This is a genomic window from Indolivaga capnocytophagoides DSM 22835, from assembly GCF_000426485.1.
GTDB classification, from domain to species: domain Bacteria; phylum Bacteroidota; class Bacteroidia; order Bacteroidales; family Dysgonomonadaceae; genus Dysgonomonas_A; species Dysgonomonas_A capnocytophagoides.
Map to the genome: position 1 here is coordinate 84710 of NZ_AUFL01000018.1, position 24743 is coordinate 109452.

Consider the following 24743-nt stretch of genomic DNA (forward strand, 5'->3'; position numbering starts at 1 on the left):
ATATAGCAATCAATCAATTCAGCAATTGTTTCAATTGCTCAAATGAAGAAACCCGAGATAAGTTTTTGTCTACCTCAACCTCAATATCATCTGAAGCAACTATTGTAACTGTAATTTCAGTATCAATATCTTCCGAAACTTTAAAGTTATTGCGTTGCAAGAAATTTCTACCCCAATAAAACAAATCACCCTCAGCTATAAGATGTATCTCCTTATCAGCTTTCTGCTGCGCAACAAATACACCAGTATGCTTATCAAAAGAGATATGACCATTCCCTAAATAATCATTTATAGAATCAGATAATACAATATCTTCCGTTACTCCGCATTTGAGACCTTTTTCTCTCGATAGCAACCATAACCGGTCAGACAAAGTTAAAGCTAACTCTATATCATGAGTTGATAGCAAGATAGTCTTATTCTGAGTCAAGGCTAGATTATGCAGCAGATTTGTAATCTCAATCCGATTTACAATATCCAGATAAGCAGTAGGCTCATCGAGGATAATAATAGGGCATTCCTGCGCCAAAGCCTTTGCGATCATTACTTTTTGCCGTTCTCCATCGGATAATTCAGCAACATAAGAATCCTTCTTATGAAGAATACAGACATCCGACATAGCTTTTTCTATGATTGCATAATCGGATTTTGACAGACGTCCGAAAAATCCGGTATAAGGATGGCGCCCCAAAGCAACCAGCTCAGATACAGTGAGCCCTCCTGATACTGTTTTATCAGTCAATACAAGCCCTATAAGCATCGATAATTCGTGTTCAGTATATTCTCTTATATCTTTGCCCTTGAGAAGAACCTGCCCCTGCAAAGGAGCTTGTAAAGTAGTCAATGTTCGTAACAATGTAGATTTACCCGCTCCGTTGGAACCTAATAAACATGTAAGCTCTCCCGCAAATAGATCAAACGAAACATTCTCATATAGCACAGAGGCCGATCTCCCTCTTGTTTTAGGATACCCTAGGCTTAATCCATCGGATGATATGACTGATGATTGTTTCATTAATTGAAATACTGTATCTTTTTTTGATTCACAATTACATAAATAATCACAGGAGCTCCGAAAATCGGGGTGATCGCATTCAAAGGTATCAATCCCGCCGAACCAGGAATTACACTTATCAGATTACATAAAAGAGCCATAAGTCCTCCTATTAATATAGTCATAGGCAACAGCAACTTATGATTAGATGTACCTAAAAGCAATCTTGCAATATGAGGAACCGCAAGACCGATAAAAGAAACCGGACCGCAATATGCCGTTGTAACAGCAGTAAGTATTCCTGCACAAAACAGCAGCAGAAAACGAATCCGTTTAATATTCACACCTAAATTCGCGGCATATCTCTCACCAAGCAATAATGCATTCAGGGGCTTTATCAATAATACTGACAATATTAAACCCAATGTTACGACTATACAAAAGAATGGCAGCTGGACAGTGGTCACACCAGAAAAATCACCCATCCCCCAAATCATATAAGAGAAAACCTGCTCGCTTGTACTCCAATACTTCAACAATGATATAACCGATGAAGTAAGATAACCGACCATAATACCGATAATAAGCAACATGATATTATTACGTACAATGGATGCAAATCCCATAATTATAAGAAGAACAGCTGCAGCTCCCAGAAAAGCACCAACCACAACAGTCATTGATGCCGACAAATTAAATCCGGATGTGTTACCTATGAATCCACCGAACAGCAATATCACTACAGCGACTCCTAGACTCGATCCTGCACTGATACCCAGAATGCCCGAGTCTGCTAAAGGATTGCGAAATGCAGTCTGCAGCAAAAGTCCAGACACGGCAATACCCATACCTGTAAATAAAGCTGTCACCGCTTGCGGATACCGGACTTCCAGAACAATATGTTCCCATGATTTTTTTATAGTATCATCCCCAAAAAGGATATGTAAAACCGAATCAAATGGAATCTTAACGGAGCCGACAAACAGGTTGGCAAAAAATAAAAGTATGATTCCAGCCACCAGCAGGAATACATACTTTACTATATGTGTTTTTAAATTCAATCTTCTAATTTTTCAGGTACAAAATTACTAAAATAAGCTTATACAATACTGAAAGAAAGAATAAACTCTTTGGCTGCCAATTTACTCTTTCATCTTATGGTAATACCTCGGCGTATAACCGGGGAATAAATCCGGATGAAACACATAGGCAAAGTCCTGTAAAATGTAGTCAGGATGTATCGGTAAATCTTCGTAATAAGGAGTCTTTCCCGCATTACATTCGTATATATTCCGGTTTTTAAATGCCGAGAAATACGAATAAGGCTTATACTCTTTCGCTAATCCCGAATAAGTAAGATCAATAGGATTGTTATATTTAATCAGCCAGAACTCAGTTTCTCCGGCATGCTCCAACACTTGTTCAAAAGCCAAAGGCACAGATTCCACTTTACCATTATCATGCCATGCATAAGTAGCTCCTGCATCACTCAACATTCTCGAAATAAAACTCTCTCCCCCTGATGTATACCACACATTACCATACATCAAATCGATAAAAACAGAAGGACGCTCTTTAACATGTGCAACCTTCTCTTTTATCTCATTATAATTAGATACGGTTATATTAAACAGAGAATCGGTTTTTTCTTCAGTAGCAAAAAACAACGAATAGAATCTGATCCATTCTGCCCGCCCCAATGGAAGAGGTTCCATATAATCCGGAGTTTCTATAATCGGAATACCTGTTTTATCGACACTGCCATATGTCCTGCCTTGTATCGGTGTTGCCAGAATAGCTTCAGGATCTGAATCGACAATTTTTTCGATCACAGGATTGGCAGCTTGTCCAAGGTCAGCTATAGACCCGTTTCTCACACCATTCTGAATGTAATCTATATCAATATAACCCGGCTCACAAACACCCTTAACCGTAGAGATAACGCCTAATTCATCCAATGTTGCACAATGAATAGTAGAATAGGCAACCACTTTGCTCAAAGGGGTACGTATGAGAGTTCCTTCAGGCAGATTTTTGGGCAGCTCTTTCTTCTTATCCACTAAAATATACCGTTGGAGTATTTTTGTTGAATCCCAGGGGTCAACAACTGTAACCTCTTTGTATTCGGGAAATATTTTAACTTTAAACCCCTTTGCGTAACGAACGGTATAGACCGAATCTTCTACGCCCAAACTATGACCGCCGCTTTGAGTACCGCTACCTGAACAAGCAGCAAACAGCACTACCGATAAAAATAATATAAATGAATATCTCATAACTAAAGCCTATCTGATTTTACAATACAACCTTAAGCCTATGCATCACCTTTTTTTCAATTGTTTTTTTGCCTTACCTTCAAAAGGTAACAAAAGTAACTTCGGAATTGTATATTTTTCAATATGTTCTTTTCTTCTATTCTGATCACATTGGGGTAGAGCAATGCCCTACCCCAGAGTTTAATTTGATTATAGTAAACACAAGAGAAAAGGTTACAAAGGTTACACAAAAAATGACTCTTGTTTGCTATTTCCTTTTTCTCTTATCATCATATTCTCTCATTGTTTTTTGAATAGATAAAAAACAGATTTATATTTTGACCTATTCAGAAAATAAAACAAGACATCTTATTTATAAATAAATAAAATCTTCATCGGATATGCCGCTCCTGTATCGAATTTCGATATGAATTTTCCGCCGGCAGAGAATATATATACATCTCCAGTATTTGAACCATTAGCTGCAGCCACATAATAGTTCCCGGATTTTGGATCTACTGTTACATAAGATATATCTGCGATAGCTGTACCATCTGTTATGAAACTACCTTCGACCACTTTATTAGATGCAATATCCCAATAAGTAAATGATGATGTTGGTTTACTGTTAACATATTCTTTTTTCAACAAATACAATTTTTCACTGACAGCATACATCGAAAAAGAGCGATCTGTATCCAATACTTTCACTTCATTTGATGTTGTATTGATTGATTGCAGAGTAGTAGGAACATCACCGTAATTACCTCTTGAGATCAGATACAAATTATTATATTTATCAACTTCTAATTCAACAGGATTAACAGCTACTTCAATATCTTTCTTTTCAGATAGATCTGGATTCAGTATTGAGACGGTATTATTATATCCACTTTGCCAGTTCAAACCTCCTGAATTAGCAACATAAACTTTATTGTTTACAACTTTTACAAACTCAGGATTAGCACCTACAGCCACTTTCTTATCAATAGATAAAGATGTTGTATCTATTCTGGCAATGTAACCATCAAATGAAGTTACATACACTTTACCATTGTATGCTTCGAACATACGAGGTTGAAGTTTTTGTGAATCATCTTTAATTTCGGCTAGCTTTTTGCCTGTCTTATCCAAAACATAAACAATACCCGAATTGTATACAGAAACGTAAAGCTTACTTCCATAATAGATCATATCTTGACCTGTGTCACCAAGTTTTACACCGTTAACATTTTCAAAAATATTTGATGTTTTGCCAGTCTCTGCATTATAAGTAATCAAAGCTGCACTGTTCGAATCTTTACCTCCACTACTGAGAACATATACATTCCCGATTGAGTTATCCTCTTTATTATTATCATCATCGTCGCTACATGATGTAAACCCTAACACCATTATCGACAGTAATAATAGTGATGCAAATATATTTCTCTGCAATTTCATTATAAATAGTTTAGTTTATTAATATATAATCTAAGGTCTAGGACCTTCTCTTTTACTGATCAAGCAAATAACAATAAGTTATTCACACAAAAATTTGATGGCAAAAAGTTCGCTTATTTTATTTTAGGCGTCTCTTGCTTTACTCCCCGAAAGCATGGTACAAATATTTATTATGGCAGGTCTTCTGACTTGCTCCATCCTAAAACCTCCTTCCCGTTTTACATCAATAAACAGTGGAATAAAGTAATGTTTCGGATCTTTACCGGAGCTTACAGCAGCGGGTCTGTTCAGGACTTTCACCTGATTCCCTTTTCAGCAGAATTTATAGAATTATAAATCTGCCACCATAACAATCACAAAGATGATTATTTTTTATAAAAAAAACAACATTTAAGGTCTAAGACCTTTTATTCACTTTGCAATCTTAAATTTAGCAGACTGTTATATTTTCAAATCTATCATTAATATTTTCTATTACTAATTAATTGCAAGTATATAATTTCGTATTTTATATAGATAGTAAACAAACCGAATGTCTTAAAATAACAAAGACTGTCTATTCAAAAAATAGACAGTCTTTATTGTTGTTGAAAAGCGTTTTTATGTAACAGAAGGTATTATAACCACCGATGCTCCTATGCAGGGTTAGTTACAAAAAGGTCTGAAACCTTTATTTATCTTGTTCCACCTCCAAGCGATCTGTATAAGTCAACAGATGCCTGTAATTGTTCCAGTTTATCGCTTACCTGACCAAGCTGAGCTTGCAGCAGATTTTGCTCTGCAGTTAATACTTCAGTATAATTAGCTTCACCTGCTTTTAATAATTCCTGAGTGAAATATACGGCTGTATTAAGAGCATTTACCTGTTTATCACGAAGTTCATTCTTTGATAATGACGATTCGTAAGTATATAAGATATTCGAAACTTCATTACCTGCAGACAAAACTGTTTTTTCGAATGTCAGATATGCTTCTTCTTGTTCAGCTTTTGCAACTTTCAACTGAGTAATCAATTGCTTTCTTGCAAAGATAGGCTGAGTCAGACCACCGACAAGACTAGCAAACAGGTTTTCAGGTTTAAAAAACTGAGCCAAACCGTTTACTGTTGAATACCCGATCATACCCGAACTTAAACTTATTGTGGGATAAAAGCTTGCTTTAGCCACATTAGTCAATTCGAATCTCTGGCGGAAACTCAACTCGGCCTGTTGCACATCCGGACGCATAGCCAACATTTGAGCAGGAACTCCGGCTTTCAGTTCTGTAGGAACAGCCTGATTAGCCAGACTGCCTCTTTCGATAGCCTGTGGCTTACGTCCCAGCATCAAGCATAGAGAATTCTCAAGCTGACGTATCTGGCTTTCCAAATCAGGAACGCTTACTTTAGTCGAATACAACAAAGCTTTACTTTGTTCAACCGAAGCACTTGTCAGATTACCGGCATCTCTCAAAGCCGCCATTGTTTCAGTTGTCTCATTCAGCAACTCAATATTTTCTTTTGTGACTCTAAGTTGTTCATCCAAAGCCAGCAATGAATAATATGTTGTTGCAATATTGGCAATCAGAGAAGTCTGAATCAGATTTTTGTAGGCATGGCTATTCAAAAACTGAGCATATGCCGCTTTAGATTGACGGTTTAGTTTTCCCCAAACATCTAATTCCCAAGCAGCAGAAACACCTAAAGTGTAGGTTTCTTTGTGATAAGCTAAGCTTTTGCGATCACGGGGTGCACCGGTTGTCGGATCTGCAGCACTCAAACGAGTCTGCTCAACCTGACCCACCAATGCTACTGAAGGAAAATAAGCCGCTTTAGCCATTCCTAAATTAGCCTCTGCCTGTTTGATTCTCGAAAATGCAATCTGCAAATCGAAATTCTGAGCCAAACCTTCATCTATCAGACCTTGTAAAACAGGATCAGCAAAATATTGTCTCCAAGGAATATTCGCGATCGTTAATGTATCAGTAGAATTAGCATCCCGATACAAATTTTCAGAACTATATTCCGGAGATTTGTATTTATTGGTTATCTGACAGGAGCTGAATCCTATTGAGGCTGTAAGCCCCAATAGAATAGCACCTTTAATATATTTTTTATTCATTTTTGTCATTTTTGTCTATTAACAACCTCGTCATTAGAATTAACCATACCCGACTTGCTAAACTTGTCTTGTATTGTTTGGAATATGATGTAAAGAGACGGTATAACCAAAACCCCGATCATTGTTCCTATAAACATACCTCCAATAGCACTAATACCGATAGAACGGTTACCAATAGCACCTGCACCCGAAGCAAACATCAACGGCATAAGACCGAATATGAATGCAAATGAAGTCATCAAAATCGGACGAAGACGAGCTACAGCTCCATTTACGGCAGATTCGACAATACTCATTCCCTGCTGACGACGCTGAATAGCATACTCCACGATAAGAATCGCATTCTTAGCTAACAGCCCGATAAGCATGACGAGCGATATCTGGACATAGATGTTATTTACAATACCGCTACCTCCCATCATAGCGACAAAGATAAAGATAAACACTCCGGCCAAACCTACAGGTAGAGAGAATATTACAGCCAACGGAAGGATGTAACTTTCGTAAAGAGCAGCTAACAGCAAGTAAACGAAGATCAAACACAATCCGAAGATCAATATTGTTTGACTACCAGAGCCAACTTCTTCACGGGTCATACCAGAATATTCATAACCATATCCTTCGGGCAATACTTGTTTTCCAACTTCGTCAACCAACTGTATTACGTCACCCGAACTGTACCCTTTATAGAAATTAGGGATAATAGTCACACTCATTGACGAGAACATATTGAAACGAGTTAAAGCCTGAGGACCTGTTACGTCTGTAATATGAAGAAACTCTGTTATCGGAGCCATTTCTCCCGATCCGGTCTGAACAGTCAGTTTATCAAGGTCTGACATTTGAGCCCTGTATTCAGGTGATGCCTGAACCATTACCCGGAACTGCTTACCATAAAGATTGAAGTTTGAGATATACATACTACCTATATATGCCTGCATAGAAGTCATTACCTGAGATAATGTCAATCCGGCTTCTTTAATCTTAGGAATATCTGCTTCGATCTGTTTTTGTGGGAAGTTCGGGTTAAATGTGGTCATCGCCATCATCACCTTATCGCTCTTCTTCACTTCATCCAGGAATTTGTTGGTCAGATCATAGAATTTATGAATATCACCACCTGTTTTATCCTGAAGCTGCATTTCGACCCCGGTACTCATACCGAAACCTTGTAAAGTTGGCATACCGAAGAACAAGAATGTCGAATTTTGTATATGAGAAGTTTTCTCTGTCAACTGTGCCGCAACCTCATTAGTATTGATCTTACGATCGTTCCAGGGAACCATCTTGATAATCATAGATGCATATGAGCTACCAGAACCACTAAGGAAACTTACCCCTGAGATAGTGGTAACATCTTTCACACCTTCTATACCTTTAGCAATGGCTGTAACTTCGGCAACCAAAGAGTCTGTTCTTTCGAGTGAAGCACCGGGAGGTAATGTCACCATACCCATTACACCTCCACCATCTTCCTGAGGCACGAATCCTGTGGGAATCTGTTTCATCAAAAAGACTAAAATAACTGCACTTATTGCTATAATAGCAACTGTAATCCAACGGTGTCCGCGCCTTCCTAAGAATTGCAAACTGCTTTTATATTTTTGTGTTGCTGCATTAAATGCGATATTAAAGCTATAATAGAAACGCTGCAAGAAACTCTTTTTCTTAGTCTCATAGTCTTCATCATGCCCTTTCAGGAAGAGTGCACAAAGAGCCGGACTCAGAGTCAACGCATTCACAGCCGATATAACAATCGAAATAGCCAGCGTCAAACCAAACTGTTTATAGAATATACCGCTTGTACCACCAATGAAACTCACGGGAATAAACACGGCAGACATAACCAAAGTAATAGATACGATAGCAGGTGCAATTTCTTTCATCGCTGCCATTGTGGCTTTTTTCGGATCCTTTTCCCCGGCATCGAGCTGAGCATGCACCGCCTCGACGACGACTATCGCATCATCGACCACAATACCGATCGCCAGTACAAGTGCAAATAATGTCAGAAGGTTGATAGAGAAACCAAACATCTGCAAGAAGAAGAAGGTACCTACAATAGCTACCGGAACGGCAATCGCCGGAATCAGCGTAGATCTGAAATCCTGCAAAAAGACAAACACAACAAGGAACACCAGTAAGAATGCCTCGATCAATGTATGTATTACCTTCTCAATAGAAGCATCAAGGAAGTCATTTGCATTCATCAGATAAGTCAGTTTCATACCTTTAGGGAATGTTTTAGACTCAGTATCCAATACATGTTGTATATTCTTGATTACTTCCTGAGCATTAGATCCAGCAGTCTGGCTAACTGCAATAACAACAGATTCCGCTCCATTCGTATATGAGTGTACAGTGTAGTTAAGTGATCCTAATTCTACATTAGCAACATCTTTAACTCTCAATACATGACCATCTTGCGAACGGATAACAATATCACCGAATTGCTCTGCAGTTTTCAAACGTCCTGTATACTTTAATGTATATTGGAACGATTGATCGCTGTTCTGGCCTATTTCTCCGGGAGCAGCTTCTATATTCTGATCAGTTAAAGCTCCGATAATTTCATCTGCTGATATTTTATAAACAGCCATCAAATCGGGCTTCAACCAAATACGCATCGAATAGTCTTTGGCTCCGTATACTCTCGCTTCACCTACCCCAAACACACGTTTGATCTGTGGTAAGATATTGATATTTGCATAGTTTTGAATAAACTCTCCATCGTAGTCCGGATTATCACTTGACAATGATAAGAATAAGATCGTACTACTTTGTTGTTTACGAACAGTTACCCCAACTGATACTACTTCCGATGGTAACAAAGGAGTAGCCCTCGCAACCATGTTCTGAACGTTTACCGCAGCAATATCAGGGTTTATCCCTTGCTTAAAATATACAGTTACTGTAGCCTGTCCATCATTACTAGCTGAAGAAGTCATGTAGGTCATACCTTCAACCCCATTCACTTGCTCTTCGATAGGAACGATTACACTATTCATTACAACATCCGCATTAGCTCCACTATAGGTCGTATTCACCACCACAGTAGGAGGCGCAATATCCGGATATTGTTCAACAGGAAGGGTGACTAATCCGATAATCCCTAATACCACTATGATAATAGAGATCACGGTAGATAGCACCGGTCTTTCTATAAATGTTTTTAACATTGCTTTTTATTATTTTTTTTATGATAGAAAGTATTTAATGACCGCTTTAGGGAAATAATTAACTCTCGTTTTTCTTAACCAAGCCTGTCAATAAATAGGTCTGAGACCTTAATTTTATTACTGTTGATTTTCAACTTTGATTTTTTTACCATTACTCAAAGTTGCAACGCCATCTGTAACAATACGATCTCCTGCTTTTAAACCAGAAGTCACAGCATAGTTCTTTCCATCAGGCATCGCAGAAACACTTATCAGTGTTTGCATAACAGAATCGCCTTGAACTTTATAAACCAACACTTTGTCTTGTTGATTAAATGTTGCTTTCTGAGGCACTACATATACATCCTTCAGGTACTGAGGTATAGAAACTTTACCACTTGTTCCGCTTCTCAATAATCCTTGAGGATTAGGGAATGCAGCTCTGAATCCGGCAGAACCTGTTGAAACATTTATAACACCAGCAATTGTTTCGATTTTTCCTTTTTCAGGATAGACACTTCCATCAGCCAATACCAAAGTCACCTCAGGCATATTTTTGATTTTTTCGGCTTGAGTATTTCCTTCTGCATTCTTTAAGAAACCCAGCAAGTCTTTTTCATTCAATGAGAAGTAAGCATATACATTACTGGTATTAGCTACTGTTGTCAGAACATTTGCCTTATCAACCAAACTTCCCTGACGATAAGTTATTGCTCCTACAACCCCATTTACAGGACTTGTTACATTAGTCCAACTCATAGTAGCCTGAGCACTGTACAATGAAGCCTTAGCTTGTTCAAGAGATGCCTTCGATGCCAGATAAGCATTTTCATAAGTCTGCAATTGAACATTACTTACGATGCCTTTTTCTGCCAAAGGACGGAATCTTTCTACATTCAATTTTGCGGTATTTAATGTAGCTTCAGAACTTCTAACCAAAGCTTCTGCCGAAGTTAGTGCCTGTTGTGATGCAGGAGAGTTAATTTTAAACAATGCTTGTCCCTTTTTAACAACAGCCCCTTCGTCTACATAAATAGCCTCGATAAACCCTTCAACCCTTGGTCTTATTTCGATATCCTCCTGCCCTTTGATAGTCACAGGATATACCGATTCCAATTGAGCATTTTGTGTGCTCAATACCAGTGTAGGATATACACTAGCCGGCGTTTCTTGCTTTTGATCCTGTTTACCTCCACAGGAAATTAATAGCAAAGCCGAGAAAAGACTAACACTCACTTTTTTCAAATCCATACCTTACACTAATTAATTTATTGTATTAATATTTAATCTTGTTAGTTCGTTTAATAAGATCTTTAGCTGATCTTTCATTGTCTCCACATCAATATTTTCAAATAAGCCATCTTGGGCTTCTTTTACTTTAGTTATCGCCCTTTCAAATAATTCACGTCCTTCATCCGTAAGTTCAACAACCCGCGCACGCGTATCTATAGAACTTTCTTTTCGGGTTACCAAACCCTTCTTCTGAAGATTCCGTAATATAGTAGAGACCGTCATTGGATCTATCTCGGTCTCCTGAGACAATATAATCTGAGTCACTTCGTTTTCTTGCTGGGATAAATGATATATAGCTCCCAGAATTTCGGTCTGAGACCCTGTCAAACCAAATTCATCGAGCATACGATGCTTTCCTCTTTGCCAATATTTAGTTATTCTCCAAATCAAATATCCCAAATCCTCCTCAGGATTTTTTAGTTTAAAACAATCAGCCATGTTTACTTTTTTGTAAATATCATGCAAATATAATAAGTACACTTACTATAAGTGTTCTTATGTATCAATTTTATTTTACCTAATCACATTTTTTAACAATATATTAACATTCAAAAAATAAGGTGGTCCATTCACGAACCACCTTAACAACTGTATATAAAATATTTAACACCTATTCTTTAATTTCAATCTTCAAACAAAGTTCATTAAGCTGCTCTTGTTCTAATCGTGCGGGAGCATCAACCATTACATCCCTACCCGAATTATTTTTAGGAAAGGCAATACAATCCCTTATTGAATCCAGACCAGCAAATAACGACACTAACCGATCTAAACCAAAGGCCAAACCGGCGTGAGGTGGCGCACCATATTTAAATGCGTTCATCAAGAATCCAAACTGCTCCTGAGCTCTTTCTTCAGTAAAGCCTAATAATGAGAACATTTTCTTCTGCAAAGCACTATCATAAATACGCACCGATCCTCCACCAACTTCAACTCCATTGATTACCATGTCATATGCACTGGCTCTCACCGCAGCCGGATCTGTATCTAACAAATTATAATCTTCTTTTTTAGGACTGGTAAACGGATGGTGTTTTGCAAAGAAACGATTCAATTCTTCGTCTTTTTCCAACAAAGGAAAATCGACAACCCAAAGGCAACTGAATACATTTTTATCTCTTAAGCCCAAACGCTCTCCCATTTCGAGACGAAGCTCACACAATTGCTTTTGAGCCTTCTCGGTTTCTCCACATATGATCAGAATAAGATCCCCCTTTTGAGCACCACAACGTTCTGCCCATTTCACAAGATCATCTTGATTATAGAATTTATCAACAGACGACTTTAAAGTTCCATCTGCTTCATATTTAACATAAACAAGTCCTTTTGCTCCAATCTGCGGACGTTTAACAAAATTGGTTAATTCATCCAACTGTTTACGAGTATATTCTGCGCATCCTTTTGCACAGATTGCGCCGACATACTCACTGTCATCAAATACGACAAAATTCCTTCCAGTTGTAAGATCCTTCAGCTCCACAAATTTCATCTCGAAACGAGTATCAGGTTTATCAGAACCGTAATACTTCATTGCATCTGAATAAGGCATCCGTGGAAATTTCGGCAAATCCAACCCTTTTACAGTTTTAAATAAATATTGAGCCAAACCCTCAAAAGTATTCAAAACATCTTCCTGATCCACAAAAGACATCTCACAATCTATTTGTGTAAATTCAGGTTGCCTGTCCGCTCTTAAATCTTCGTCTCTAAAACATTTTACAATCTGAAAATAACGGTCAAATCCCGATACCATCAAGAGTTGCTTAAATAATTGTGGAGACTGAGGTAATGCATAAAACTCTCCGGGATTCATCCGTGAAGGCACAACAAAATCTCTGGCTCCTTCGGGAGTAGAACCCACCAAAACAGGAGTTTCTACTTCTAAAAAGTTTAGCTTATCAAGATAATTTCTGGTTTCGAAAGCAATTCTATGGCGAAGTTCCAGATTGCTTCGCACTGAAGTCCTTCTCAAATCTAAATAACGATATTTCATTCTAATATCGTCTCCCCCGTCAGTCTCGTCCTCAATAGTAAAAGGCGGAGTTTCAGAAGTATTCAACACAACGACCTTTGATGGCACTAGTTCGATCTCACCTGTCGGTATATTTTTGTTTTTACTTGAACGTTCCTGTACTTTACCGGTTACCTGCAAAACCCATTCTCGCCCAAATTTATTAGCTTCTTCATAAAGGTCGGCATCTGTATCTTTATAAAATGCAAGTTGAGTGATACCGTATCGATCTCTTAAATCGACAAATGTAATTCCTCCTCCTAACTTTCGAACCTTTTGCACCCATCCTGCAAGGACTACTTCTTTGTTTTCGTCGGCTAATCTTAGTTCGCCGCATGTATTACTTCTATACATAGTGAGATATTTTAAGGCCGCAGACCTTATTATTAATATTTTCAGCAGACGTGTTTACGAGTAGATATGTAAACCCAAAGATAGTTTACGAGTCAACCTGTCAACTTGTTTACTATATATCATAAATACTTGCTTTTACTTAAATCCTTTTCTTTGTTTGCAAAAGTACTTATTTTATTACTCTTTCAGAAGAAATTTCAAAAAAATGCATCTAAAATTTTGAAGTTAAAAAATAAGTTGTACCTTTGCATCGCATTTGAGAAATCAAATACGGGATGTAGCGCAGTCCGGTTAGCGCACCTGCTTTGGGAGCAGGGGGTCCCAGGTTCGAATCCTGGTATCCCGACGTTAAAAATGAGAGAGTTGGATGAAATCTGGCTCTCTTTTATTTTTATACGCACACACAATTTGCACACAACTGTTGAAATCATAAGAAATATTTAGCCACCTATTGTGATATCTTGATTTTTGGGCGAGAAATATAGTTGTACTCTTTTAGGCGTTTACAACACAATTCATTTGTTTTTGTACTAAAAGATTCTAGTAAGTGATGAATATTCATTGATCCTGCACCTTTGCTGACTCTTAGTATCCCATAGCTCAGGGTTGATTTGTAATTCTGCGCTAAATTGAAGTTATTCCACATTTACAGTGATCCTGATCATAATTGAAGAATTACCAATTTTGTTTATTTCATTTTTCTGGAGATAAAATAGCACACGAAAAGTTGACCTCATAACACGTAAAATTTACGTGTTCAAAACTATTACTAGCTAAAAGGCAGGCAGACAAAAAAATGCCAAATTTCGCAAATAAACAAGTTATATTCTAATTCGTTAAAGACTTTGCCTTTTATCCAATCCGTAACGAATGTATGAGAAAAAAGAAGATCAAAAAACACTAACACCTATGAATTTGTCCTATTCTTTTTATTTACAGGAGTCCGCCTTAATATCTGGTTGAGGTTTATTAGAACGAGAAAATCTAAAACCCTTCACCATTCGTCCGAACCATGAGCTATTTTTTTTTCGACAGAATACTCAAAAGCCATTAATCCAAAGCAAAAGAGTATAAGGGAAATTAAGTCTTAGAGCCTGTTTAAATAATTTCGTAATTTCAAGTGAAGTTATTCATGCGTTTAACTAGCCGACAACTAAACAGATACAATCTTTTGATTGATAATAAGCAATTTTTTTATTTAGCCATTAATACTCCACGTTTTTTTACTGTTTTTCGACTTCATTTTGAAAAGTATTTCTGTGTTTGAAAATTGTTTATTCATATTTATGGATATCTAAAGCCTATTTGTCTTCCCAAATAATTAACGAAAAATATTCATCTACTATCTCTTTGTCAAAAAAGAAAATAATCTGTCTTTCTTTTTATATATGCTAAAAATTCACATTATCTCTCAACTCTTATCTGAAAAGAGATGTAAGATATGACAAAAAGAGAAATATACACTAATTAACACACCTTTTTCAAACCACATACATATATTTATTTGCGAATAAAGCCTTTTTTCGTATCTTTGTGTCAAGTCTATTAAATACAATATTTGAATTTGCTTATTTTTTGTAATTAAAAGTTGCTTCCGCAACAAGCAAGCATTCATAAATCCGATTTCAGTTTTTCACATTTGCATAGTTTATTATTATCAAGGTTGAATATATACAGCCTACAACTATGTATCTCTGATTTTACAGTGTTTTTGTGAATTTAACTCGATTATTATTTACCTCTATTAGAGAGCTGTAAATAATATAAATAACTCATACAAAAAAAATGATTAGGCTTTCAATTTGTACATTTCTATTTTTTGTTTTCAATAGTTTTTTACTATATAGCCAAAATGAAGACAAACAGTATTATCTAAAAATAGGTGGTGTGTTACGTTTCAATACAGCAATAGAAAATTATGAAGAAAGTAATAAAGATTTAGATACATACATCAAGATGGATACATGGTTTCTTTCAGTAGATAGAAGAAAGAACGGTTTCGACTTAAGCTTACAATACAGGTTTTACCCCGAATACAAAACGCATTTTCTTCATCATGGATATATCGGATACAGTGTCAATGAGAATTTATATCTGAAATTAGGAGTTTTTCAAAAACCTTTATGTATACCCAATTTTGCATCTTATTCATGGTGGTTTCAGATACCTTATTATGTGGAGCTTGAAGATACATATAATACAGGGATAGGTTCTACATATAAATATAATAAACTCATATTTGATTTGGCATATTTCTGATAGGCTGCACCGCATGGATCGGTATCTTCTAATAGCGAAGATAATTCTGTAGGGAATAGACGCTATTCATATGCTGTGTTCCTACTTATGGCTTTAACAATGGCGAAAAACTCGATGCTAATATCGGAGAATTAGATCAAATAAACGGAAGAATACGTTATAAATTAACAAATGAGATAGAATTAGGGCTTTCCGGGCAGCTAGGTAGTATCTGCAATAAAGAATTAGACAAACGTAATTGGGGTACAACATGGGCTGCACATACTCTTATCGATTATGGGAGGTGGAATTTAAAGGAGAAGCTATTGGATTTGATTACAATGCCTCTGCCAATAACGGAAGTAAATTAGATATTTTACAAATGGCAGCCTATAGCTCGGCTTATGATGTTGTAACAAAAGGGATGATATATGTAGCAGGACTATCGTATACTATACCTGTAAACCGTAAATTTATCAAAAGTATTCAGCCATACATAGATTATTCTTATGTCGTAAAAAGAAAAAAGAGTATTACGACACTCAATTCCTTATACCCGGAGTAATGATAACATCCGGTCCCATATACACATATGTTGACTATGCATGGGGCAAAAATCAGCCTTGGCTCACTTCTGAATTTGGAGTAGGACTGGGGGAAGCAAAAGGCAATGCCAGATGGAATAGCCGCCTTAATATAAATATCGGCTATTATTTCTAAAAATCAATAATATAAACTTAATAATACACTTATATATAATTACGAATGAGTAAAATAGAAGTTAAAAACCTAAGTCTCATTTTCGGAGCAAATAAAAAACATGCTCTGAAAATGTTAGAACAAGGAAAAAGCAAAAAAGAAATACGTACTAAAACTAAATGTACAGTTGCTGTTAATAATGTCAGTCTCAACATCAACGCAGGAGAAATATTTGTAATCATCGGTTTATCAGGTAGTGGGAAGTCATCTTTACTCAGATGCTTCAATATGCTAAATATATCAACTGCCGGATCTATATTAATAGATGATGAAGATATAACCAAGATGGATAAACATCAACTATTAGAGCTACGCAGGAAAAAAGTAGGAATGGTTTTCCAGCATTTTGGACTACTTCCACATCGCACTATAATTGATAATGTTGCATTCGGACTGGAGATACAAGACCGCCCGATAGAGGAAAGAGCTAAGAAGGCTAAAGATATTATCGAAATGGTAGGGCTAAAAGGTTATGAAAATTCATATCCGAGCCAGTTGAGTGGTGGTATGCAACAGCGTGTTGGTATTGCCCGAGCTCTTGCTACCGATTCACAGATACTGTTGATGGATGAAGCCTTCAGCGCATTAGATCCGCTTATAAGGACGCAAATGCAAGATGAACTGTTAGATGTACAGGAAAAGCTAAAGAAAACAATCATATTCATTACTCATGACTTGGATGAAGCCCTTAAGCTAGGTAATAACATCGCTATAATGAAAGATGGAGTGATCGTTCAGCAAGGACAGTCGGAAGATATTCTTCTCAATCCTGCAGATGATTACGTTAGAGCTTTCGTTGAGAATGTAGATAGATCTAAAATAATAACAGCTTCCTCTATTATGGAGACCTTTAAAACAAAGATTCAGAGGGAGAAGGATGGTCCGGCCACAGTTCTCCGACAAATGGAACGCTATCTGATGCGTTTTCTTCCGGTCGTAGACAGTAAAAATGTATTTAAAGGATATGTCAGAGAATCTGCAGTACGCAGAGAACTAGCTGAAAAAAAGAAGAATATCGATGATATCATTATAGATATTCCTCACGTTCCGGTCGATATGCCTGTAGCTGATATGCTACCTCTGTTTATAAATCAAAAATATCCCTTAGCTGTAGTAGATCACAGAGATCGTCCTGTAGGCTTTGTACGTCATTCTGATGTGGTAGCAATGGTCACCGGATATGGTGATGACGAAGTACAAACAATAATTGAGAACGCAAACGAAGAAACAAAATAATGGAAAAATTAAATATAGGAAAATACGTAGAACAATTTGTCGATTGGTTATCCGATGCAGGTACACCTGTATTTCGACAGATTACAATAATGATAGAAAATACAGTCGATTTTTTACAGGAGATGCTACTACTAACGCCATCTGTAATCATAATATTGCTGACAGCTCTTATTGCTTTTTTTATCAAGAATAAAAGCTTTAAGAAAATAAACATTACAAAGGCAAATGCCAAAGATATGCTGGATCTACCGATCTTCTGTATTTTAGGTCTGGGTCTGATTTATTGGATGGGATTCTGGGACGAAATGATCAATACATTTGTACTGGTCGTAGTATCTACTTTCATTATTCTGCTGATAGGTATCCCTTTGGGAATTTGGTGTGCACGACATAAGAATGGCAATTCAGTAGTTCGCCCAATTCTTGACTTTATGCAGACAATGCCTGCCTTTGTTTATTTGATTCCGGCCATACTTTTTTTTTCGGTAGGAAATGTACCCGGAGTTATAGCCACAGTAATATTCTCATTGCCGCCGGCAGTACGCATGACTGCATTAGGTATAAAAGAGGTACCAAAAGAAATTGTAGAGGCATCTATTGCTTTCGGCTGTACCAGTCGTCAAACTTTATTCAAGGTACAAATTCCACTGGCTATGTCTACAATATTGGCCGGAGTAAATCAGGTAATCATGCTAGCCTTATCGATGGTTGTAATAGCCTCAATGGTTGGAGCCGGAGGTTTAGGAGAGAGTGTATATGCCGGTATACAGCAGGCTGATGTAGCCTTAGGATTTGAAGCAGGACTATGCATTGTTATACTTGCGATAATACTTGACCGTATGACCCAGTCTCTGGGTAAAAAGAAAGGAGATATTAAATGAAAAGAATAATTTCATCAGTATTGATATTAATAATCCTACTATTAACGACTTCTTGTGAACGACGCCACAAATATGATGTGGTCATGCTATATCCCAATTGGGCAGACGGCATTGCAATCACTTATCTGGCAAAAGTCATATTAGAAGATAATGGGTATTCAGTTTCGATGAAGAGACTGGAACCGGGGCCTATTTACACCTCTCTCTCGCGTGGAGATACAGATGTGTACATGGATGCATGGCTACCGTATACACACAAAGACTATTGGGACAAATATGGTTCAAAACTCGATATTATAGGTACTGCATTCGATGATGGAAGTACAGGGTTGGTAGTACCGTCTTATGTTCAAATAAATTCTATAGAAGAATTAAACAGTAACAAGAGCCGATTTGGAAGTAAAATCTATGGTATTGCTGCCGGAGCAGGTATACATTCGAATACTCAAAAAGCAATTAAAGAATATAATCTGGAATTAGGCCAGATTAGTTCGTCGGAGACTTCGATGGTAACGGCATTGAAAAAGGCTATCTCACAAAAAGAATGGATTGTTATAACAGGATGGAAGCCCCACTTTATTTGGTCTGATTTTGACCTTAAAGTCTTAGAAGATCCTAAGGGTATTTATCCTACAGATAGAATTGAAATATTATCAAGGAAAGGCTTTTCGGAAGACAAACCTGAGTTAGCAGCCTTTTATAAAAACTTTGTTTTAAATGAAAAGATGCTGAATGAACTTATGACAGATGTTTCTTCCGATAAAAACCCTATAGTTGGAGCTTCTTTATTTTATGAAAAATATAAAGAAATAATGAGTAAATGGGTTATTCCCAAAGCTGACAAATAATTATATATTACAATTCAGAATAAAGAAAGTGTCTCTATCAAGCATATCTCCAGTTTGGAGACCTTTCTTCAACCCAACGAGCCCGTTGTGCCAATGTCCCATGATCAAAAGTATAAGTAGCAGTTTATCTTCTTAGCTTTGCATTTGTAATTGGTCATCTCCACCCTGAATTATGGTATTCAGTACTTCTTATTCTTAGTCTATATGTAGAAAAATCTGAGGAGAGGGCACCTCATCTATCTAATTGACAATCACAATATTGAAGTCCAATCATTGTTCCGACCCACAAGCGTTTTTGAGAATCAAAGAAAAGAGATGTAACTATATTATTTTTAAGTGATAAAAGATCATTATCCCGTTTTTTGTAAACAATAAATTTCTGCCCATCGTATCTATTCAGTCCATCTTCCGTACCTATCCAAACAAACCCTTTGTCATCCTGAGTTATTGTATTATTTACTTTGGTACTGGACAAACCATTTTGTGTACCTATTATAATAAGTTCCTGGTATTGAGCCCATAAACAAGGCTTATATATGAAAACAATAGCCCTATTAGTATTAATTTCTTCATCGTAAGTTACTATTACAAATGTAAATATATAAAAGCTATTTTGTTCTAAAGAAATCATTCCTGCATTTTATCTTAGCAGCTCTCAAACTACAACACTCAACGCAATTAAACTTATCTACTTCGTAATAAAATCGAGACTTGATTTCTAGATATTCAAGTACATCCACTTATATTTATCGGAGATGTATAATAGTTTTTGTAATTAACGATGTTTTAAGTGTCATGAAGAACGATTCAGCATAATAATTAACCTAAACAGTCTTCTTTTCTGTTATCTATGTGAACTTTCTTACTGAGCCTTTTAATAGGTTAAGGTATACAATGAAAAATAAGTGATTGATGGGCTTGGATAGAAATGTTTAAACACTCCTTGTTCAATCTGAGTATAAGGATGCCTTCAGTCTAAGACTATTGCTGAGTTTCTAAATTATAACTTTTTTATCAAAAGTCTATTACAGTAGTAAAATAAAGCCATCGTTCAGGAGGCTAATATAAGGAATCGGCACTCTCTCTAGATTATAAACTGGTATTGAAAAACCTTGGGATACTCTAAAACGTAATTTATTTGAATTTACGTATTTATTTGCCAACTCATCATCAACCTATTATAATCACTTACTCTAACTATCTATATTCCAGTCATCTTCTTTTTCTAATATATATATTTTGTGTTCTCCTCAAGCATTAGCAAAGCCACATATCCATTTCAGATAATCATCGTGCCAACCCTCTTTATATTCTTCGCTTTGTTTCTCCGGCATATTATTTACATTTTACAGTAAAGATAAAAATAAAGCTATATAATGTATTAATCACCGAAGTTTGTTAAGAATTTGGCATTTTTCACCCGTTCCTCCTTTTCAAAAGAAGCTAAGTAGTTCTCTGTAGTCTTCAAATCTGAATGCCCTAGACTCCCGGATATGTAAGCAATATTAACACCGCTTCTCTTTAAAACGCTTGCAAAAGAATGTCTTGCTGTGTAAGTGCTTAATCCCGATATACCAATAGCCTCACCTATTTTTTTTTAAGCGTTTATTAATGCGGTGAGTCACATCTTGTATTGTCCGCTTCTGCTGTAAAGGTGTTTCTTCTCCTGTAAGAAAAGGAAAAATATAATTATTCGAGCTCTTATCTGTATTTCCCCACTTGTCAATTATTTGTTTCATTTCGGGAGTCAATAAAACCTCTATTTCTTTTTTATCCTTAGATGTATTAAGGGTTTTCGCTCGATAAAAATGAATTTGATCGCCATCTATATTAGAATATTTAAGCTTTAACATATCATTTACATTGATACCATTACACAAATAGGAAAAAACCACATATCACGATAACGCTCCGTCGCCTCAAAATCATCTGTGAAATTTATAATCTGTTTTATCTGCTGCAAACTTAAAGCTAGCTTCCTACCTTTACCTGAAAGGACTTCATATTTTCCTCTACCAAAAGGATATTGAGCTTCTTTAATTACTCCAATTGTTTTAGCATCATTGAATATCGGACCAATCAAATCATCTTTACGTACTTTGCCGTAAAAAAGATTAACCATCTTCTTAATATCATTTATATCCTCAATATCTTTTGTTGGAGTCATACTATACTGGTCTTATCTTAAGAAACCTTTTTTATCAAAGATAGAAATTTATTCCAAATACCACTTCAACGTATCAATAGCTTCTTTTACAGATCGGACAACAACATATTTATTACCGACTTTCTCTGCTTGTTTTTCAAATTCTATTTGTTCATCCGATTGTTTACCGACAGGAGTCTTAAACTCCAGACAAAGACAAGAGAATCCTTTTTTTGATATAAGAAGAAGTACATCAGACACTCCCGATTTTATACCTTGAGCTTTTAGGTTCTTTGCTTCAATGATATTTCGTGAGCCTCCATTCGGAACAGCCAGAAGAAGCTTATTAGGTAGCTTTGGAAAGAATATAGGTACTTGATTAAAGAACTCGATCTGCATCCGTTCCTCCGGCTTGTCATGTTTCTTTCCTTTCTTCGATGGGTTCTTCTTTTCGGAAAAACATTGATAACATACCGGGCCTTCAGGTCTAGATATTACGGAAACGGTTTGTTTTTTTACATTCGATGCAGGTTTGAGGAGTAGCCATTTTATGTTTAAAATATAAAGGGCTTAAAAAAAAAGAGAGCTCTATTTTCATAAAGCCCTCTCGGTAATTAAGGATGATTTATATTATCGTTTTAGGATAACCTTTTCACTTTGTCTTTCTTTTCCATCTGATTTTTCAATGATATAAATGCCATCAGGTAGAGTAGTTGATTTAATGTCAAAGTCACCGGATAGATTGTCTTGAGAATGAACTATTGTGCCGGATAGACTATATACTTTGATGGATTGGGGAATAAAATTTCCCTCATTTATTAAATCTGTATCAAGTTTCGATTTAGAAGTATCACTTCTTAGATTATTTGAAGGTAAAATTTCGACTGTAAAATCAAGACTACTGCTACCGAATTTATTTGTAAATATACCAGTAAGATCAACTGTTCCAGAAACTTTTGGTTTAAAAGTCACTAATAAGTCATAACAGGTATTTGATATAGTTGCAAATCCAGGAGAATTATTTACCCACGTTGGACAATCAGTCGGGTCTAATCCCCCAATATCAGCATCTCGATATACGATTCTTTTTCGTTTGAGAATAGCATCTGTACTATATGCCCCTTGTGCTCCATTACTCATAAAAGCCGGGGGGCCTACCCAAAGGTCTGTATGACTAAGTTTGTATGTCCGCCCTTCACATTCAACCGACACCTCTATACCTCCTGATCCATTTCTATTAGCCTTAAATGTTGGAGTATTTGAACCTTGACCAGAGATTAGATCAATAGATCCCATAGCCTGCCATGTATAAGTTGATCCTTCTGGAAATTTAGAAATGTATGAAGTGAATGTATTTCCTAGTTGCATCAGTTTATCTGTTTTAAGATCAATATTGGGGATAGTCGTTACTTTTTTTGCTTGATACATTTTTTTTCCATTTGTTATAAACACAGAAAAAGAGCTCTTAGAGTAAATATTATATCTCGCTGATACATAAAAAACATCCGGCACATCCTTATTCCATCTAATCTGACCTATATTTCCATGATCAAAACAATACGATCCGCCGAAATCTTTAACGGTATATTTAGCCTCCTGTCCATAAACAATATATAGAGGGCCTTCAATGTTATATCCGGCACTAGACAATCCATCAGGATTACATATACCTGGGTCAGGAGTAGTTCCTCCAGAACTATTCGAGGTATACTCTATATCTAAATATAAGGTTTCTTTAGTAGCCATAAACCGAACTACATTACTTTCATTTATATTGTGAACTGATAGATAAACATATTTACCCTTTTTTTCTGCAACCAACTTTTTAAAATCGTCATTATTATTTCCAAATAATAAAAGGCCTTTTCCTGGTTCTTTAAAATCAGCACTTGCCAATTCATACGAAGAGGCGAGTAAATCCCATACTACTTGGTTTGGACTAGGAAAGTTTTCAACCTGTTTAATCTTTACTTTTCCGCCGAAGTTTGATTCATTGCCTTCACTTCCTACACTTGCAAGATTTAATGCTACTGAGTTAATTGTTGCATCATCAGGTATATCTTTCAAGTTGAAAATAAGATATCCTCTACCGTAAGCATTTTTTGGATCTTTAGAAAAATCATTATATCCTACAAAAAAGGTTTTTGGATCTTTTGTTGGCGTTTGTTTTGTGTATACATCAGTACTCTTAGTCATTCCGACGTATGTAAAATCAGGATTTATTTTGATTTTTTTTGTAGTCTGAGAACAGATACTCATCAGAAAGAATAGAAAAAATAGACATGACATTATTTTCTTCATCGTAATTAATATGTTAGTTATTATCCTCTAAAGATAAAGTAATGACTTCAATCAAAACATAACGAATTTCTAATATAAATTCCAATTATTTATATTATAACATCTTTATCTTATCAACAATTTCTAAAACCTCTTTGCCTCTAGCCTGTATTAAAGATCCTATCTTGATTGTAGCATTGGATATCGTAGAATGATCCAGATTAAATGCTCTACCTATATCAACAATGCTTATATTCCTATTGTATCTTAGATGATGCATAATCACTTGACGCGGTATCATACATCTTATCTTTCTGCATCGGCTTAGTATATCCGACAATGTAAGATTGAGCGGTTCGGCATAAATAGATAAATCAAGATTTAGAGCATGACTATACTTGTGCTGGTACTGAACATCCATCTTCAAATCCACAGCCAATGCATACTCTATTCTTGCCCCTCTTGACTTTTCCCATCCTTCTAGCATATAGATTGCATCGCAGTCAAGTAATAGCTTTAAATCGGCTCTCATGTGTTCTTCCCATGTTGCAGTTGTAGGGAGTCCGTTATTGAATGGGTTTACAACTTTATATCCCTTTTCTAGAAGATTCACTTCAGCATTAGTGAAGTTATTATAGACCGTTTCCAACGGTAATCCGCTGATAGGCCCTGATATGTATATTTTCTTCATTTGTTATAAAATAAAAAGAGGTAACCCTCATTTGAATCACCTCCGATTTAACCTTAC

Annotated in this window: 22 protein-coding genes, 1 tRNA gene and 1 riboswitch; of the genes, 7 read left to right on the forward strand and 16 right to left on the reverse strand. The window is 36.3% G+C overall.

From position 1 onward, the window contains the following. Positions 1-13 precede the first annotated feature (13 nt). From K322_RS0110905 to aspS, 9 genes are all read right to left on the reverse strand, one after another. Positions 14-1015, reverse strand: coding sequence for an ABC transporter ATP-binding protein (locus K322_RS0110905; RefSeq protein WP_026626926.1), 1002 nt, complete (start codon positions 1013-1015; stop codon positions 14-16). Further along, a complete protein-coding gene (locus K322_RS0110910; RefSeq protein WP_260203793.1) occupies positions 1015-2055 on the reverse strand; it encodes an iron ABC transporter permease in 1041 nt (346 codons plus the stop codon). The genes K322_RS0110905 and K322_RS0110910 overlap by 1 nt, the downstream gene beginning before the upstream one ends. 81 nt (positions 2056-2136) lie before the next feature. Beyond that, on the reverse strand, positions 2137-3270 hold the full coding sequence (locus K322_RS0110915; protein ID WP_026626928.1) for an ABC transporter substrate-binding protein: 1134 nt from the start codon (positions 3268-3270) through the stop codon (positions 2137-2139). A 348-nt stretch (positions 3271-3618) separates the two neighbouring features. Next, positions 3619-4692, reverse strand: coding sequence for a YncE family protein (locus tag K322_RS19215; protein ID WP_051290761.1), 1074 nt, complete (start codon positions 4690-4692; stop codon positions 3619-3621). Positions 4693-4849: 157 nt separating this feature from the next. Further along, a riboswitch (cobalamin riboswitch) is annotated at positions 4850-5056 on the reverse strand. Positions 5057-5366: 310 nt separating this feature from the next. Beyond that, on the reverse strand, positions 5367-6791 hold the full coding sequence (locus K322_RS0110925) for an efflux transporter outer membrane subunit (protein WP_026626929.1): 1425 nt from the start codon (positions 6789-6791) through the stop codon (positions 5367-5369). A 5-nt stretch (positions 6792-6796) separates the two neighbouring features. Then, complete coding sequence (locus tag K322_RS0110930; RefSeq protein WP_026626930.1) at positions 6797-9970, reverse strand: efflux RND transporter permease subunit; 3174 nt, start codon at positions 9968-9970, stop codon at positions 6797-6799. Positions 9971-10087: 117 nt separating this feature from the next. Next, entirely contained in the window at positions 10088-11200 is a 1113-nt protein-coding gene (locus tag K322_RS0110935; RefSeq protein WP_026626931.1) for an efflux RND transporter periplasmic adaptor subunit, read from the reverse strand. A 12-nt stretch (positions 11201-11212) separates the two neighbouring features. Beyond that, on the reverse strand, positions 11213-11680 hold the full coding sequence (locus tag K322_RS0110940) for a MarR family winged helix-turn-helix transcriptional regulator (protein WP_026626932.1): 468 nt from the start codon (positions 11678-11680) through the stop codon (positions 11213-11215). A 172-nt stretch (positions 11681-11852) separates the two neighbouring features. Beyond that, the gene (aspS, locus tag K322_RS0110945; RefSeq protein WP_026626933.1) at positions 11853-13607 is read right to left on the reverse strand and encodes an aspartate--tRNA ligase; all 1755 of its coding nucleotides are present in this window, start codon (positions 13605-13607) and stop codon (positions 11853-11855) included. A gap of 271 nt (positions 13608-13878) precedes the next feature. Between aspS and K322_RS0110950 the strand changes: the two genes are divergently transcribed. The 7 genes from K322_RS0110950 to K322_RS0110970 all read left to right on the forward strand — a co-directional run bounded on the left by K322_RS0110950 (position 13879) and on the right by K322_RS0110970 (position 19569). Further along, a tRNA-Pro gene (locus K322_RS0110950) sits at positions 13879-13953 on the forward strand. Between the two features lie 1541 nt (positions 13954-15494). After that, positions 15495-15866: a hypothetical protein gene (locus K322_RS21180; protein WP_260203794.1), complete on the forward strand. Its 372-nt coding sequence runs from the start codon at positions 15495-15497 to the stop codon at positions 15864-15866. Positions 15867-16116: 250 nt separating this feature from the next. Next, entirely contained in the window at positions 16117-16410 is a 294-nt protein-coding gene (locus K322_RS21185) for a hypothetical protein (RefSeq protein WP_246037438.1), read from the forward strand. Then, positions 16410-16565: a hypothetical protein gene (locus K322_RS21190; RefSeq protein WP_246037436.1), complete on the forward strand. Its 156-nt coding sequence runs from the start codon at positions 16410-16412 to the stop codon at positions 16563-16565. Before K322_RS21185 ends, K322_RS21190 begins: the two co-directional genes overlap by 1 nt. Positions 16566-16610: 45 nt before the next feature. Continuing rightward, entirely contained in the window at positions 16611-17840 is a 1230-nt protein-coding gene (locus K322_RS0110960) for a quaternary amine ABC transporter ATP-binding protein (protein WP_026626934.1), read from the forward strand. Next, positions 17840-18721: an ABC transporter permease gene (locus K322_RS0110965; RefSeq protein WP_026626935.1), complete on the forward strand. Its 882-nt coding sequence runs from the start codon at positions 17840-17842 to the stop codon at positions 18719-18721. The genes K322_RS0110960 and K322_RS0110965 overlap by 1 nt, the downstream gene beginning before the upstream one ends. Further along, positions 18718-19569, forward strand: coding sequence for a glycine betaine ABC transporter substrate-binding protein (locus K322_RS0110970; RefSeq protein ID WP_026626936.1), 852 nt, complete (start codon positions 18718-18720; stop codon positions 19567-19569). The genes K322_RS0110965 and K322_RS0110970 overlap by 4 nt, the downstream gene beginning before the upstream one ends. Positions 19570-19801: 232 nt before the next feature. On the opposite strand, the gene K322_RS0110980 is transcribed toward K322_RS0110970, so the two are convergent. The 7 genes from K322_RS0110980 to K322_RS20645 all read right to left on the reverse strand — a co-directional run bounded on the left by K322_RS0110980 (position 19802) and on the right by K322_RS20645 (position 24686). Then, positions 19802-20200: a two-component regulator propeller domain-containing protein gene (locus tag K322_RS0110980; protein WP_026626937.1), complete on the reverse strand. Its 399-nt coding sequence runs from the start codon at positions 20198-20200 to the stop codon at positions 19802-19804. 750 nt (positions 20201-20950) lie between these two features. Next, positions 20951-21160: a tyrosine-type recombinase/integrase gene (locus K322_RS21200; protein WP_084158566.1), complete on the reverse strand. Its 210-nt coding sequence runs from the start codon at positions 21158-21160 to the stop codon at positions 20951-20953. Continuing rightward, on the reverse strand, positions 21153-21422 hold the full coding sequence (locus tag K322_RS21205) for a site-specific integrase (RefSeq protein WP_026626938.1): 270 nt from the start codon (positions 21420-21422) through the stop codon (positions 21153-21155). Before K322_RS21205 ends, K322_RS21200 begins: the two co-directional genes overlap by 8 nt. Positions 21423-21427: 5 nt before the next feature. After that, entirely contained in the window at positions 21428-21736 is a 309-nt protein-coding gene (locus K322_RS21210; RefSeq protein WP_026626939.1) for a globin family protein, read from the reverse strand. Between the two features lie 48 nt (positions 21737-21784). Beyond that, the gene (locus K322_RS19230) at positions 21785-22114 is read right to left on the reverse strand and encodes a VRR-NUC domain-containing protein (protein ID WP_246037435.1); all 330 of its coding nucleotides are present in this window, start codon (positions 22112-22114) and stop codon (positions 21785-21787) included. 231 nt (positions 22115-22345) lie between these two features. Continuing rightward, entirely contained in the window at positions 22346-23911 is a 1566-nt protein-coding gene (locus K322_RS0111005; protein WP_221407008.1) for a T9SS type A sorting domain-containing protein, read from the reverse strand. Between the two features lie 199 nt (positions 23912-24110). Next, positions 24111-24686, reverse strand: coding sequence for a DUF4406 domain-containing protein (locus K322_RS20645; protein ID WP_084158568.1), 576 nt, complete (start codon positions 24684-24686; stop codon positions 24111-24113). Positions 24687-24743: the final 57 nt, after the last annotated feature.